The sequence below is a fragment of the Pseudomonas sp. G3-39 genome (genome assembly GCF_054790485.1).
The window spans coordinates 1,590,791-1,606,165 of the sequence record NZ_CP186497.1 but is presented as its reverse complement, the minus strand read 5'-3'; the positions used below and the strand labels follow the sequence as shown (position 1 = coordinate 1,606,165).

The following is a 15,375-nucleotide window of genomic DNA, read 5'->3' as shown; positions in this document are numbered from 1 at the left end:
AGTCTCAATGGTCACTGGAACGAAGCGCTATCGACGGCGTGATAGACGTAGCGTCCACCGGTCATCCGCTTGATTTCTTCGAGGTAATTGGAGTTCATCACAAACAGGTGGGCGCCTTCGGGCAGCGCATCCATCGCCTCTTGCGGCGAGGACACTCGCGCGCCGCTCAGCGGCAGATAACGCCCCTGTTTGGCCGGATTGATATCCACCACACGATCCACCGCGACACCCGCGCGTTGCAGGAACAGCGAATAGATCACGCCTTTGGACGACGCGCCCCAGATCGCCGAACCCTGCTCGGGTGCGGACTGAATGATCTGCACCGCGCGCTCAAGGCTGGCGGTGAAACCGTCCGGCAGCGTCAGGCGTGGCACCGGTTGCTCCGGGGTCAGGCGCAACGTCGAAAGGTCGGCGACGATGTACAGGTATTGGCCGCCAAACAGGTGGCCGGCCTCGTGCACGGTGCCGAACATCCGGCGCAGGTCATCGAGGCGGAAATAATTTACGTGCTCGTAGAACAGGTCGAACCACGCTTTGTGCTCGAGGATCCAGTCGAAGCACGGCACTTCGATGTAGATCTGCCCGCCCTGGTTGGCTTCGGCGATCACCGACAGGAAGCTCACCGGGTCTTCGATGTGTTCCAGCACATGACGCAGCACGATGGCGTCCGCCGCCAGGCCGAGACCTCGGGTGAACGGCGCCTTGATCACGTCGGCGTTCTCGCCTTCGTAGGCCGGATCGATCCCGGTGATCGAATAACCGAGGCCCTTGAGCAACTCAAGGAAGTAACCCTTGCCGCAGCCGACTTCGATCAGCTCCTGGCCCTTGAAGTGTTTGGCGATGATGCCTTCGACGTCGCTCAGGTGCTTCTGGAACTGGCCCGAATGGGCCTGCTCGTTCTGATAGTCGGCGTCATAGCTGAGCTTGTCGGCATTGAACGCGGCGTTGAAGATCAGGCCGCTGCGCTCATCCTGCACCAGCAGCATGTCGGCGCTGGCCGAAGCCTTGGCCGACTCCGGGTCGGCAAAGGTGCGGTTCTGCAACACCGGCAGGTCGGTGACCCGATACAACTCGTGCCTCATTGCGGCTCTCCCAGTAGCTGTTGCAAACGCTCGGTCACGGCCCAGAACGCCATCGGTTCATGGGTCGCATAGGAGTAATGGCCAAGGTTCAGTTTCAGTGCCGCACCGCGCTCGCGCAGCCGTTGTTCAACCAGTGCGCGCACCGATACCGGTTGGCCACTGGCGCAATTGATCACGCCGTTGAAATCGCGCTGATGGACGATCGTGGCGAGGTAATCGGCGGCGCTGGCGATCGGCAAAAAGTCGCGCAGCTGCTCGCCGCCAGACATGTTGAACGACGCCTCGCCGGCATCGATCGCCCGGTCCAGCGCTGCCAGCAGACTGTTGGGGTTCTGCCCTTCGCCATGCAGATAGAACAGACGCGCCCACTGCAAGGTGAACGGTTTTTCCTGCTGCAGATTTTGCAAGAACAGGTGCAGCGTGTGTTTGGCCAGACCGTAAGGGTTGCTCGGCTGCGGCTCGACACTTTCGCCGAGCGGGCCGCTTTGCATGCCGTACTCGAAGCAGGTGCCGGTCACCAATACTTGCGCCACACCCGCCTCGACCGCGCCTTTGATAAAGCGGTAGTCGGCCATCAGGTTGTGCTCGAAATGGAACAGCGCCCGATAGTTCGGCAATCCCGGCCAAGCCAGGTGCGCGAGGACGTCGATACCGTCGGTGAGCGCCGCAATGTCCAGATCCACCGCGTGAATATCCGTCGCGACGAATTCGACGTGGTTGATCCACGGCATGCTCGCCGCAGTCTCGACATTACGCGCCACCGCACGTACCGCGCAGCCACGCGCGAGCAACGCCGCGACCAGATGCCGGCCGACGAAGCCCGTGGCCCCGGTGACCAGGACGTTCACAGGACTTTCATCTCAGGCACGGCGATCACGAAGCGCCCGTCCCACTGACGCACCTGCGCCAGTTGCTGACTGACTTCGTGCAACAGGTTCCACGGCAGTACTAGCACGTAGTCCGGTTTTTCGATGTCGATCTGCGCCGGCGCGACAATCGGGATCCGACTGCCCGGCAGGAACTTGCCCTGCTTGTGCGGGTTGGCATCGGCCACCCACGCCAGCAGATCCGGTTTGACCCCGGCGTAGTTGAGCAAGGTGTTGCCCTTGGCCGCCGCGCCGTAACCGACCACACGCTTGCCGTCGGCCTTGGCCTGCAACAGAAAGCGCAGCAGTTCATGCTTGATGCGTTCGGCAGCCGGCGCGAGGGTCGCGTAGTACTCAGGGGTTTTCACCCCGGCATCCAGCTCGGCCTGCAACTGTTGCTGCACCGCCGGCTGCACCGCACGACGCTCACCGTCCTGGCGTTGCACGAACACCCGCAGCGAACCGCCGTGGGTGCTCAACTGACTGACGTCGAACACTTCCAGACCATTGCGCTCGCACAAGGTCTGCACGGCGGTCAGCGACAGGTAGGAATAGTGCTCGTGGTACAGGGTGTCGAACTGTGCGCCAGCCATCAGCGTCAGCAGTTGCGGAAATTCGAAAGTGGCGACGCCGGTCGGCTTGAGCAGCGTGGCGAAACCACCAAGGAAATCATTGATGTCCGGCACATGCGCGAGCACGTTGTTGGCGGCCATCAGGTCGGCGCCCCAGCCTTCGCCTTTCAACTGTGCTGCACTGTCGCGACCGAAGAACACTTCACGAATCTGCAGACCCTTTTCCCGCGCCGCTTGCGCGGTGCTGCGGGTCGGCTCGACACCCAGACACGGAATGCCGCGAGCAGCGACGTACTGCAGCAGGTAACCGTCGTTGGCGGCGACTTCCACCACTCGGCTGTCGGCGTTCAGGTCAAAGCGCTCGACCATCTCGGCGACATAACGCTCGGCATGGGCCAGCCAGGTGCTGGAGAACGAACTGAAGTAGGCGTACTCGGCATCGAACAGGCTGTCGGCGCGGGTGTAATCCTCGGTCTGCACCAGCCAGCATTGCTGGCACACCGCAACCTTGAGCGGCACCCATTGCTCGGCCTGTTCCAGGCGCTCGGCGTGCACGTAGGCGTTGGACGGTGGCGAGGTGCCGAGGTCGATCAGCGGCAGGCTCAGCGGTGCGGCGCACCCACGGCAGTTCATAGACGCACTCCGGCAAAGTGTTGATCGAGCGCAGGATGGCTGGCATCACGCGCTGACAAATTATTGACAGGCAACGGCCAGGCAATCGCCAGCCGTGGATCGTTCACCGACAGACCGCCCTCATGCTCCGGCGCGTAATCGGCGCTGTGCAGGTAAAGCAGTTCGGCGTCATCGGTCAGGGTCTGGAAACCGTGGGCGAACCCGGCCGGAATCAACAGGCTGCGACCATCGCCAGCCTTGAGGTGCTCGGCGTGCCAGTGCAGAAAGGTCTCGGAATCCGGACGCAGATCCACCGCCACGTCCCACACTTCACCGCGCAGGCAGGTGATCAGCTTGGCTTCCGGCGCATTGGCATTCTGGTAATGCAGACCGCGCACGCTGCCCTTTTTACGGGTGCAGGAATGGTTGATCTGGCGGATGTGAAATTCGCTGCCGAACGCACTCAGGCTGCCTTCGCAGAACAGCCGCGCGAAGTGCCCGCGCTGATCTTCGAAGCGTTTGTGCTGAACGCTGAACAGCCCGGCCAGCGGCAATTGCTTCAAGGAAAACTCGCTCACAGCGCGCCTCGGTACAGGTTCAGTTGGCCGAGAGTGACGTTGCGCATGTCATCGCCGTTCTGCCACGCCAGATGCCAGTCGAGGGTCTGGGTCAGGCATTGCTGCAAGGTCCAGCGTGGCTGCCAGCCGAGTACCTGACGGGCGCGGCTACTGTCGAGGCGCAACAGGCCAGCCTCGTGCAGTTCGCTTTTTTCGATGCGCAGACCACGTGCCTGTGGCCAGCGACTGGCGAGCAGTTCGACCACTTCGCCGACGCTGCACATGTCCGCCTCGCCCGGGCCGAAGTTCCACGCCCCGGCGTATTCCGGGCCTTGTTCGTAGAGGCCGGCAGCCAGTTGCAGGTAACCGGCCAGCGGTTCCAGCGCGTGCTGCCACGGGCGCACGGCTTGCGGGTAACGCAGGGTCACCGGCTCGTCGGCAGTCCAGGCTTTGAGCACGTCGGGAATCAGCCGCTCAGGGGCGAAGTCACCGCCACCCAAGACGTTGCCGGCGCGCGCGGTGGCCAAGGCCAGACCGTGTTCAGCGTACTTGTCGGCCGGGAAAAACGACGCGGCGTAAGACTGCGCCAACAGTTCACAGCAAGCCTTGCTGCTGCTGTAGGGATCGTGGCCGCCGAGGGCTTCGTCTTCGCGGTACGGCCACAGCCATTCCTTGTTGGCGTAAACCTTGTCGGTCGTCACCAGCACGCAGGCGCGCACGCAACCGACCTGACGGATCGCTTCGAGCAGGTTCAGCGTGCCCATGACGTTGCTGGAGTAAGTGCCCAGCGGGTCGCGATAGCCTTCACGCACCAGTGGCTGCGCGGCCAGGTGCAGAACGATCTCCGGCTCGGTGTCGGCAATGATCTCCAGCAACGCGCCGAGATCGCGCAGATCACCGCGCTGATCGTTGATCCCTTCGTGAACCCGCGCCAGTTCATACAGGCTCGGTTCGGTTGACGGATCCAGCGAGAAACCGCTGACGTGCGCGCCGAGGCTTTGCAGCCACAGGCTCAGCCAGCTGCCTTTGAAACCGGTGTGACCGGTGACCAGTACGCGTTTGCCGCGCCAGAAATCCGCACTCAGGCCCATTGCTTCCATGGGGCCTCCCCGCTCTGCCATAACGCTTCGAGGTGGTTCTTGTCGCGCAGGGTATCCATCGGATGCCAGAAGCCTTCGTGCTCGAAGGCGTTCAGCTGTTCATCCTCTGCCAGACGCGCCAGCGGCTCGGCCTCCCAGGTGGTTTCATCGCCAGCGATGTAGGACAGGACTTTGGGCGACAGCACGAAAAAGCCACCGTTGATCCAGCCACCGTCGCCACGCGGTTTTTCGGTGAAACCGAGCACCTGATCGCCCTGGCGCTCAAGGGCACCGTAACGTCCCGGCGGCTGCACCGCGGTGACGGTGGCCAGGCGACCGTGGGCTTTGTGGTAATCGACGAGTTGAGCAATGTTGATGTCGGAAACGCCGTCGCCGTAGGTGAAGCAGAACGCCTCTTCATCCTTGAGGTAACGGCCGGCACGCAGCAGACGGCCACCGGTCATGGTTTCCTCGCCGGTGTCGATCAGGGTGACGCTCCACGGCTCGCTGTAGTTCTGGTGCACGTCCATGCGGTTGTTGCGCATGTCGAACGTGACGTCGGAGGTGTGCAGGAAGTAGTTGGCGAAGAAGTCTTTGATCGCATAGCCCTTGTAGCCCAGGCAAATCACGAAGTCGTGGATTCCGTGAGCGGAATACTGCTTCATGATGTGCCAGAGAATTGGCTTGCCGCCGATCTCGATCATGGGCTTGGGCTTGAGGTGCGACTCTTCACTGATGCGCGTGCCGAGGCCACCCGCCAAAATAACTGCCTTCATCGTCTCCCCTCTCGTTCGTCACCGGGCTGCGCATGGCTTTGTTGAGCGATGCGGGCCGTCTGGCTAACCCTTTTGCCGCCTGCGGCGCCGCTGCGATGACCGCGAGCGCTCGTTTTATGGCGATTTGAGGGGGACTTGCAGGAAACGCGCCAGCTCCGCGAGCGCTGCGTCGGCGGGAATTCAAGGCATGAAAAAGGGATGAGTCCGTTGCCGGAGTCATCCCTTTCATCAAGCTACTTCAATGAATCGGACGGATCAGCCAAACATCGCGAATCCATCGATCGTGGCAGGCAGGTCGTAGGACTGGCCGTCAGCGGTCTGCAGATGTTCGATGTTGTTGTACCCGGCGTACCAGCCCTGCAGCTTCACGCCGTTGTCGGGAACGCCGGCGCTGCCGTCGTTGGCACCATGCAGATAGGCGTCGTCACCGATGCGGGTGACGTTCAACTGGCTGATATTGGCGATGGTGTTCAGGATCAGGGTGTCATTGATATCCCAGCCCTCGTCCTGAATCGATACCAACCCAGTGGTGTTCACGATATAGGTATCGTCACCCATACCGCCCAATGCGATGCCGCCAGTGCCCGACTGCCCCGTGAGATTGAGGTTCAGCACGTCGTTGCCACTGCCACCTGACAACAGATAACTGTTGCCGGTGCCGGTGAGCACGTCAAAACCGTCATCACCAAAGGCACTGCCGTTGTGGACCGTGATGGTGTCACTACCTTGTCCACCGTCCGCCACAGTGCCCAGGTCATTCGCAGCACTAACGATGACGTCATCGCCGTTGCCGCCGAACAATTTGTCAGCCTGCGCCACGTCGCCGTCGAGACCGGACTTCAGCCCGCCATAGAGATGATCGTTGCCATCGTTGCCGTTCAGGGTATCGTCACCACTGCTGCCTTCCAGAATCGTATCTTCCCTGTTGGCACCCAGCTCATCGTTAAAATGGCTGCCACGCAAGCCTTCGACACCGTAATGCGTGTCACCGTCAGCCGTGCCGTTCTGGCCGATTCTCCACAGCGTGGCCACCACACCCGTGTCGCTGTCCTCATAGCTGACGATGTCCATTCCCGCGCCGCCCACGAAGACATCCCGTCCGGCGCCACCGTAGAACAGGTCATCGCCGCTGCCGCCGAAGATGTAGTTGTCGGAATCATTGCCATAACCGGTGAAATCGGCTGTACCGGTGTAGGTCATTTTCTCGATGAACGGGTCCATCTTCATAACCGACAGGCTGGTGTACAGCTCGTCAAACCCCATGCCTGAGTCTGTCTCGACGATGGTCACACCCTCGCTGTTGATCGTGTAGACGTCGCTGCCCCAGCCACCTTCGAAGGTCACGCCACCCGAGTTGGCAGTGAAGTGATCGTCCAGGTTAGTCCCGACAACCTTTTCCACATTGATCAAGGTGTCGCCCTCGGCGTAGTCGCCGGAACCGAAGCCCTTGCCATCACGAAACTCGATGCTGACCGCGTCGTTGGAACGGCTGTAATCGACGGCGTCAAAGCCATCGGCACCGTCCATGACCATTGCGCCTGCGCCGGCGAAGATCACATCGTTGAAATTCGAACCCTGCACGGCCTCGATGCTCGAGTAGGTATCGCCGAATGCAATACCAGTGGCGCCCCACATGCTCGAGAGCTCGATACTGACGCCTTCAAGGCTGTCGGTGTAGCTGACGGTATCGAATCCTTCACCGCCAACAAACCGGTCGCCACCGTCACCACCCCACAGCCAGTCATTACCGGCGCCGGCAATGATCACGTTGTGCTCGGCATTGCCGTAGCCCTTGAAGTCGCCGGTTCCGGTGAAGGTCATTTTGTCGAGGAACGGGTCCATCTTCTGGATGTTAACGCTGGTGCGCAACTCGTCGTAGCCGCCGCGCTCGTCTTCGATGATCGTCACGCCCTCACTGCCGATGATGTAAACGTCATCCCCGCCGCTGCCTTCCAGCGTGACGCCGGAAACCGAACTGGCAAGGGTGTCATCAAGGAAGCTGCCGACCACTTTTTCGATGGCAACCAGCGTGTCAATGGAACCATCTGCCTTCGTGACGCTGGCAAGCCCTTGGCGGATATCGACGCTGACGCCCGAAGACATGATTCGATAATCCACGGAATCAAAACCCTCGCCACCATCCAGCAGATCGGCTCCGGCAGTCCCCCAGATCTGATCATCCGATTCCAGTCCGAAGAGCTCGTCATTGCCTTCACTGCCGCTCATGACATCGGCTTCACTCGTCCCATAAATCACTGCCATTTGCTTCTTCCTTGCATTGTTGTTGAATCCGGAAACCTGCCTCCCGGTAACAAGCCGATCACGCCAGCAGCAACCGTCCGAGGTCAGCGAATAGAGAAGTATCGACAGGAAAAGCGCTATGCTTGAGGCTCTGCGGTAAAAAAGTGTCGATACTGATACAAACAGGATATTGAAGACGCAAAAAAGGCGACTCGAAAGTCGCCTTTTTCAGCAGTGCCGGTCAATCCGCCAGCCAGCCGTTTTCCCAATAGCGCAGGTTGTCGCCCCGCAGTACGTAGTCGCGCAATACGATTTCTCGCAGTTCATCGCCCATGCGATAGCTCGCATCGGGATCGGCCAGGTGCATGCGGATCGCCTGCAGCCATTCATCGGTGCTGTTGGTCTTGACCCGGGTGCACGGCAGGTAGCCGCGATAGGCCTCGGTATCGGTGCAGATCACCGGGTAACCGCAGGCGCCGTACTCCAGCAGACGCAAGTTGCTCTTGCAGTCGTTGAAGATGTGGAATTCCAGTGGCGCCAGCGCCAGATCGAGATTCAGGCTTGCCAGTTTCGCCGGGTACACTTCCAACGGGATTACCCCGTGGAATTCATGCATGTACGGACGCAGATCATCCGGGCACATGCCGAAGAACACCCAGTCGACTTCGTTGGCCAGCTCACGCACGACATCGGCGATCACCGCCAGGTCGCCGTGGTGACTGGTCCCACCGCCCCAGCCGACCCGTGGTTTTTTCGAAGTGCGGCGCTGGCTGCGCAAGTCAGTCCACAAGTTGCGCGCGAGCATGTTGGGGACGACGCGAATGTCGTGGTGCATGTCCGACAATGCATTGGCCAGTGGCTGGGTCGATACCACCACCCGATCACACAGGCTGATCGCACTGCGCACCATCCGCTCCATTTCCTGTTTATTGGGCATGTTGCGAATATGCGCATTGCGATGAGGAACGTCGATCACATAGTCATCAAGCTCAAAGATGCGCCGGGCATGACTGAATTTCTTCAGTGGCGGAATCTCATCAATGGCACCCTGCGAATAACGCCCCTGCAGCACAATCACGTCCGGGGACTGACGCTCGATATCAATGATCGACGGCAGTCCATAGCAAATCCGCCCTTCAGCGCGGTTGGCCGCTTCCAGTTCGATCAGCGGCTGGCTCATGCGGTAGTGACCGATGGCCGAGGCGTTGATCGGCACGGCAAGCACGTTCGGCAACTGCGCCCGGGAAAATGCACTCCAGCCGGTACGCAGGCCCGGTTCCAGGCTGAAGCTCGTCGCACCGACACCCTGCAACGACAAATTGACGTTGAAGGCCGGATCACGGGCAATGCGCGGCAACCAGCGCTGGTAGAAGGTTTCCTGCTCCTGAAGCTGCAATTGCTCCTCTTCTGCCGTCGCCTGAACACTGGGGCGTGCGCCCAGTGCCAGCAAGGCATAAGGGGTCCACACCACCAGGTATCCTTCCTGACCGATCCGCAGGCACAGATCCACGACATTCAGCGCCTGTTTCAGCGCTTGCTCATCGAGACCGGCGACAGCTTCATAAACCGCCTTGCGCACCATCAGGCAATCGCCACTGACGGCACTCAGGTCATGGACCGCTTGCAGCCGGAACATGTAACCATCCGACTGCAACGACTGACCATAGAACGGCAAACCCACTGCACCTTGCAGACCAAGAATCAGACCCGCGTGCAGTACGCACCCATCAGGATTGAACAGCTTGGCGCCGACCACGCCGACTTCCGGACGCTGCGCATGATTGAGCAGTTCGTCGAGCCAGTCGGCCTGGGTGATTACCGCAAACGAATTGAGCAGCAGCACGTATTCACCACGCGCCTGCCCTACCGCAAAATTATGCAGCGCCGCTGCGTTGCCCTGCTGCGGGTAGTTCAGGACACGAATCCGCTCGCCGCCCAGTTGCGCCATACCGTCCAGCCAGGCCCGCGCCTCGTGGCTTTCACTGCCATTGTCGACCAGCAACAACTCGTACTCGGAGTAAGCGGTCTTCTCCAACAGCGTCTCGACGCAGCGCTGCAAGGCAGCCGTCTGGTCCTTGGTCACAATAATGATCGACACCAGCGGACGCCGGGCATGGCGATAGTCGACACGATTGAGCAACCCGGAACTGCCACGGCGGATTTCGTGGGCAATCCCCAGGCGCTGCAGATGGGCCTCGAGTACACGCGGATTCTGCTCGATGACCGCCGGAGCGGCGAGCCAGGCGGACAGATCGAAGGGCGATTGCACCAGAACTTCGGCGACATGCCCGACCACCTGCGTACCATCACTCTCGACCATGCGCCACAGCACGTCGTGGGGGGCCAGTTCGGCGAACGTCGCCGCGAATCCGCCCAGCGCCAGAAAGCGTTCGCGCTTGAACGCCAGCGCGCGCCCGACGTACGGGTAACTGCGCAGCAGGTCGAGGTTGAAATCCGGTTTGAACGCAGGCTCCGCCGATTCGCCGTTGCGCAGGCTGCCTTCATCGCTGTACAGACACGTCAGCGCCGGAGAATGGGCAATGCGCTCGGCCATGATCAACAACGCCGGCACCACCGGACGATCGCCGGCCTGCAACAGGTAGAACCAGTCGGCCCCTTCCAGTTGCGGTAACAATGCATTGATCTGCTCCAGTCCGTCGTCCTGCAACGGCATGCGGAACACCCGACCATCGAGCTCGGCCTCGGAACAGGCAGCGGACAGCACCAGAATCAACTCCGGCAGATAATCCTGTGCGGCAAGCGCCTCCAGCGTGCGCTCGACACCGTCGCGACTGCCGTCGCGATCGATGACGATCGGGACGATGCGCGGCTGATGCGACCAGCCAGCCAGGGTCTCCGGCAGCAACTTGCGCTGCCCCTCGGTGAGCACCCGGCACTCCAGCCATTGCGCATAAAGCTCGGCAAAACTCCAGCTGTCGATGCCGACACACCACTCCTGGCGACTTTGTTTGGTACCCAGGGTGCGGCTCAGAGGCAGCTCTTCCCAGACCCGGGGTGTCTCATCAGCCTTGGTCAGCGGGATGTAGCGAACCCAACCCGGCGCAGGCGCAGATTCGCCGCTGCGCGCCTTGAGCATTTGCAGAATCCACTCGCGCTCGACTTCAACCGCATCTTTCATCGACTGCTGGGCGCTCAGGCGCTCCGGGTACAGTCGCTCGGCACTGAGTACATTGTTGGACACCGCCACGTTGCCGCGCCGCATCAGACAGACGAACAGCGCGAAATCCAGGGTTGCCTCAAAGCAGTGGCCTTCCTGGGTCAACGCCGGCAGCAACTCGACAAGATCTTCCCGGCGAAACAGCGCATTGGTGAACCCACCCAGCACATTGACCGGAAACTTTTCAAAGATGCCCAGCAGGTCGTCGCCCTTGAACAAGCCACTGAGCGGAGACAGCGAAGTGTTTTCCAGACGTGCCGGAAGAATGATGTCGTCAGCGTCCCAGAACAGACGCTGAGCCAGCACCAGCCGGACTTCCTCACGCACCATTTCCTGCGCTTGCTGTTCAACACAGGCGGCATAGAGATGGTCGTCGTCGCACAGAAATTTGACCAATTGGCCCTGCGCCTGTTCCAGGCAGGCCTTGAGATTGCCGACCATGCCCAGGGTGCGCGGATTGCGCACGTAACGCACGGCGACGCCGGACTGCTCGACTACCGCCGCAACGATGGCTTCAATCTCGCTGCCGCGGCTGTCGTCGCAAACGATGATTTCGAGTTGGCCATAAGTCTGGCTCACCGCACTGTTCAAGGTCCGCTCGAAGAAGCGCGGATTGAAGGCGGGAATGACCAGACTGACGAGAGGAAGTGGATTCACGGCGGGCTCACAGGCGGTACGAGCCCGCTCGGTAAAGCGAGCCCATGAAACCGCAAAAAAACATTAACTGAAGGACAAGACAAACGGGCGCCTGCGCGCCCGTCCAATGTCAGATCTTGTTGAACAGACCCAACTGACTGATCTTGCTGAACGCCAGTTGCGAGGCTTGCAGCATGGTCTGCTGCAACGTCAGGCGGGTCATCACCTCGGCCGGATCCGAATCACGGATCGAACCCTGGGTCGTGGTGTTGGCCTGGATCAGGCTCTGGTTGGTGGTGTCCTGGTCATCCAGCGACTGACCGCGCGCACCGATCGAGGTCACCGCAGCGCCAATCTGGTTGGAGGCGCTGTCGATGTTGCCCAGCGCCGACTCCATGGCCCCCTGGAATTTCTGCTTGGCTACCGGATCACCATCGACCGGCATGTTCAGCGCCGTGACCATCTGGCCCAGGGTGTCGAGCACGTTCTGGGTCTGGTGGTTGTTGGACTGAATCGAGAACTGATCGCCCGCGCCCGGCGTACCGCCAATGGCGAAGGTCACACCGGCGGCCGTGGCGTTGCTGCCGACCATGGTGCCCGACGACACCGGTTTGCTGTCAGCGGTCACAGGGGCCGCGTACAGGTCGAAATCGGTGGCGCTGGTGAACTTCAGCACCGCGCCGCCGCCCGACGGGAAGGCCGCGCTGTACGCCGCCTGGTTGGTCACGCTGGAGCCGGTGATGACCGCAGTCGACGGGTTGCCCGGGCTGCGCGCAGTGGTGAACGAATCAGGCGTGGCCGACAGCTGGAAGCTGTGACCGGCGATGACCGCATCCGGGTTGGTGTCGCCGGCCTTGAGGTTGATGTTCAACTTCATGTCGACGCCACGGAAGCTGACGGTCTGGTTGGCACCATTGCTGTTGCTGATCAGGCCGTTCTGGCTGGCCTCGGACGTCACGTCGTTGCCCAGGGCATCGGTGATTTTCAACTGCGTGCTGCTGATGAAATCCACGGTGTATGGCTGGCCCGCCGTGAACTTGGCGTTGTAGGTCGCTGCGGTGCCGACCGTACCGTTGGACAGCACCACACGACCGTCATCCACCGCCGGAGCGGTCATGGTGGTCTGGGTGCGGCTGGTGTTGATGGTCTGCTGGAAGGCGTCCCAACCGGTGGTATTGGTCGCGACCGACATACCGTCGCCAATGCCCAGGTTGATCTGGGTCTGGTCACCGTTATAGGTGTAGGTGCCGTCGACGTTTTGCGAGTACGGCGCGGTATCGGTCTTGGAACCGGAGAACAGGTAGTTGCCGTTGGCATCCTTGGAGTTCATCAGGCCCAGCACTTGTTGCTGGATCTGGCTCAGTTCCGCCGCGTACGCCTTGCGGTTGTCGTCGGTGGCGATACCGTTGTTGGCGGCCAGGCCGATTTCCTTGGCGCGCTGCAGAGCCGTGGTGATGGAGTTCAACGTCGACTCCTGCACGGTCAGCGAACTCTTGGTGGTGTCGATGTTGCCCTGATACTGGTCGAGCATCGCACTTTGCTGACCCAGCTTGAGCAGGCGACCGGCGCCGATCGGATCGTCGGCAGCGGTGTTGATGCGCTGCAGGCTGCTCGCTTCGTTGGCGGTCGCGACCGTCTTGCTGTAGTTGCGCTGATATTGAGCAGCTTGCGTCGCGTAATACTGGGCGGTGGAAATGCGCATGAATTACGACTCCTTAAAGACTGTTGATCAGCGTGGCGAAGGTTTCCTGCGCAGCTTTGATGATCTGCGAAGACGCTGTGTAGTACTGCTGATACTTGACCAGGTTGCCGGTCTCTTCATCGAGGTTGACCTGGGACAGCGAATCACGCGCGCCCTTGGCCTGATCGAGGATCACCGAGGTGGCGTCATTGTCGGACTTGCTCTGCGCAGCCTTGGTACCGACGTTGGTCACCAGTTTGTTGTAGGCGTCGGTCAGGCTGATGCCCTTGCTGCCGCTGCCGGTGTCCACGGTCTGCTTGGTCTGCAGGCCAACCAGTGTCTGTGCGTTGCGGTTGTCCGAAGACGCCGCGCCGGTCAGGTTGATGGTGAAGGTTTCGCCGGACTTCGGCGTCGCGCCCACGGTGGTCTGTACGGTGAAGGTCTTCTGCACGTTCGGCGTGACCGTGGTGTCCATCACCGGAGCACCGGTGGAGTCGACCATGCCGACCTTGAGGTTCAAGGTGTTGGCCTGCCCCGGCACGATGGTGCCCGAACCGATGGTGTTGCCCTTGGCGTCGACCATGTTGTACGACTGGCTGCCGCTGGCGACCGCACCGAACACCAGTTTGACCGGTGTCGAATATTTGAGCGCATTCTGCAACTCGGTCTGCGACGCCGGGTTGTAGATGTCGAACGAATCAGTCAGCGTCGGCTGGGTGTAGGTACCGGAATTGTTCGCACTGGCCACGCCGGTCAACGGCGCTGCCGCAGCGATTTTCTTCGGATCGGTCAGCACGGTCTGAATAGTGCTTGCCGCGTTACGGGTCGGGGTCACCTTGAAGGTGTCGCCAGCGCTCAGGGCGCCGCCGTTGAGCGCCAGGGTGAAGCCATCGATCACTGGCGGTGGCGTGGTCGTGGTGCTGAACGAGCCCATGTCGGTGCCATCGGAGCGCTTGACCGAATAGTTGGTGGCGCTGGTGAAGGTCACCTGATAATCGCTGGTGGTCAGCTTGCCGGTGTCCTTGATGGTGACATCGAGGTTGCCCGAGCCGGCGCTATTGGTCGACTGCGCAATGCTGCGCTGACTGACCAGAGCGGCACTGTTGATGTTGTTGAAGATCGCTGCGCCGAAGTCACCGTTCTTGTCGATGCCCTGGGCTTGTTGGCTGTTGACCTGATCGGCCACTACCAGCGCGACACGCCCCAACTCATTGAGCGAAGGGTCGAGCACTTCTTTGCGATAGGTCAGCAGGCCACCGATTTCGCCACCGCTCATGGCCGACGTGATGTCGATCACGCTTGAGCCGCGGTCCAGCTGAATCGCCATGCGCGTCGGATCGTCCTTGCTCGGCACGGTGCTCAGGGTGTTGGTGGTGTTGCCGATCACCAGCGGCTGGCCGGTGCCGATGTACACGTCAAAACTGGTGCCACGCTCGACGACCTGTGCACCGGTCAGCTCGGAGAGCTGGCGCACCGCTTCGTTACGGCTGTCGAGCAGATCGTTCGGCTGGCCGCCGCTGGTGGAAATCTCGCCGATCTTCTGGTTCAGGTTGGCAATCGAAGTCGCCAGCTTGTTGACCTGGGACGTCATGTCGCCCAGGTTGCCATTGATCGTGGTGTTCTGATCGTTCAGCTGTTTGGCCAGCGCATTGAAACGGCTGGTCAGGGCCTGCGCACCGGTCAGCACCGACTGACGGGAGGTGTCATCAGTGGCCGAGGTCGCCACGCCCTGCATCGAGGTAAAGAACTTTTGCAGCACACCGGTCAGGCCGGTGTTGGTATCGGACATCGAGGCATCCAGCGCAGTGGCCTGGGCACCGTACGCAGCCGCTTCGCTATTGAGCGAGGTGGCGGTATGCAGCTGGTTTTCGAGGTAAGAGTTGTAGACCCGGCGCACATCGGCCAGGGTCGTCCCCGTACCGATGAAGACGTTGCCGAACTGCTGCGATGACTTGGTGCTCTGCACGGTTTGCTGGCGTGAATACCCGGCGGTGTCGACGTTGGCAATGTTGTTACCTGTGGTCGCGAGAGAGGAAGAACTCGCGGACAACCCCGACATCCCGATATTGAGCAAACTCATGATTCAAACCTTACC

10 protein-coding genes are annotated in these 15,375 nt (G+C 61.0%); all 10 read right to left on the bottom strand.

Annotated elements, in window-relative coordinates; translation table 11 throughout:
• Positions 1 to 11: 11 nt before the first annotated feature.
• Positions 12 to 1,082, bottom strand: coding sequence for a class I SAM-dependent methyltransferase (locus ACOYXG_RS07230; protein WP_460356755.1), 1,071 nt, complete (start codon positions 1,080 to 1,082; stop codon positions 12 to 14).
• Complete coding sequence (locus tag ACOYXG_RS07225) at positions 1,079 to 1,930, bottom strand: NAD-dependent epimerase/dehydratase family protein (RefSeq protein ID WP_460356753.1); 852 nt, start codon at positions 1,928 to 1,930, stop codon at positions 1,079 to 1,081. Before ACOYXG_RS07225 ends, ACOYXG_RS07230 begins: the two co-directional genes overlap by 4 nt.
• Positions 1,927 to 3,153: a methyltransferase domain-containing protein gene (locus ACOYXG_RS07220; protein WP_460356750.1), complete on the bottom strand. Its 1,227-nt coding sequence runs from the start codon at positions 3,151 to 3,153 to the stop codon at positions 1,927 to 1,929. The genes ACOYXG_RS07225 and ACOYXG_RS07220 overlap by 4 nt, the downstream gene beginning before the upstream one ends.
• Positions 3,150 to 3,710: a dTDP-4-dehydrorhamnose 3,5-epimerase gene (gene rfbC / locus ACOYXG_RS07215; RefSeq protein WP_460356747.1), complete on the bottom strand. Its 561-nt coding sequence runs from the start codon at positions 3,708 to 3,710 to the stop codon at positions 3,150 to 3,152. Before rfbC ends, ACOYXG_RS07220 begins: the two co-directional genes overlap by 4 nt.
• On the bottom strand, positions 3,707 to 4,789 hold the full coding sequence (gene rfbG / locus ACOYXG_RS07210) for a CDP-glucose 4,6-dehydratase (RefSeq protein WP_097090155.1): 1,083 nt from the start codon (positions 4,787 to 4,789) through the stop codon (positions 3,707 to 3,709). Before rfbG ends, rfbC begins: the two co-directional genes overlap by 4 nt.
• Positions 4,771 to 5,544: a glucose-1-phosphate cytidylyltransferase gene (rfbF, locus tag ACOYXG_RS07205; RefSeq protein WP_095139348.1), complete on the bottom strand. Its 774-nt coding sequence runs from the start codon at positions 5,542 to 5,544 to the stop codon at positions 4,771 to 4,773. The genes rfbG and rfbF overlap by 19 nt, the downstream gene beginning before the upstream one ends.
• A 255-nt stretch (positions 5,545 to 5,799) precedes the next feature.
• On the bottom strand, positions 5,800 to 7,806 hold the full coding sequence (locus ACOYXG_RS07200; RefSeq protein ID WP_150367980.1) for a calcium-binding protein: 2,007 nt from the start codon (positions 7,804 to 7,806) through the stop codon (positions 5,800 to 5,802).
• A gap of 220 nt (positions 7,807 to 8,026) precedes the next feature.
• Positions 8,027 to 11,620, bottom strand: coding sequence for a glycosyltransferase (locus ACOYXG_RS07195; protein ID WP_460356744.1), 3,594 nt, complete (start codon positions 11,618 to 11,620; stop codon positions 8,027 to 8,029).
• Positions 11,621 to 11,729: 109 nt separating this feature from the next.
• Positions 11,730 to 13,301, bottom strand: a complete 1,572-nt coding sequence (locus ACOYXG_RS07190; RefSeq protein WP_103368129.1) for a flagellar hook-associated protein 3 — start codon at positions 13,299 to 13,301, stop codon at positions 11,730 to 11,732.
• Between the two features lie 13 nt (positions 13,302 to 13,314).
• Complete coding sequence (gene flgK / locus ACOYXG_RS07185; RefSeq protein WP_460356741.1) at positions 13,315 to 15,360, bottom strand: flagellar hook-associated protein FlgK; 2,046 nt, start codon at positions 15,358 to 15,360, stop codon at positions 13,315 to 13,317.
• Positions 15,361 to 15,375 lie beyond the last annotated feature (15 nt).

Excerpts from the sequence above, each read along its gene's own strand:
- ACOYXG_RS07230 (WP_460356755.1), bottom strand. The coding sequence starts at position 1,082 with ATGAGGCACGAGTTGTATCGGGTCACCGACCTGCCGGTGTTGCAGAAC.
- ACOYXG_RS07220 (WP_460356750.1), bottom strand. The coding sequence starts at position 3,153 with ATGAACTGCCGTGGGTGCGCCGCACCGCTGAGCCTGCCGCTGATCGAC.
- rfbG (WP_097090155.1), bottom strand. The coding sequence starts at position 4,789 with ATGGAAGCAATGGGCCTGAGTGCGGATTTCTGGCGCGGCAAACGCGTA.
- rfbF (WP_095139348.1), bottom strand. The coding sequence starts at position 5,544 with ATGAAGGCAGTTATTTTGGCGGGTGGCCTCGGCACGCGCATCAGTGAA.
- ACOYXG_RS07200 (WP_150367980.1), bottom strand. The coding sequence starts at position 7,806 with ATGGCAGTGATTTATGGGACGAGTGAAGCCGATGTCATGAGCGGCAGT.
- ACOYXG_RS07190 (WP_103368129.1), bottom strand. The coding sequence starts at position 13,301 with ATGCGCATTTCCACCGCCCAGTATTACGCGACGCAAGCTGCTCAATAT.
- flgK (WP_460356741.1), bottom strand. The coding sequence starts at position 15,360 with ATGAGTTTGCTCAATATCGGGATGTCGGGGTTGTCCGCGAGTTCTTCC.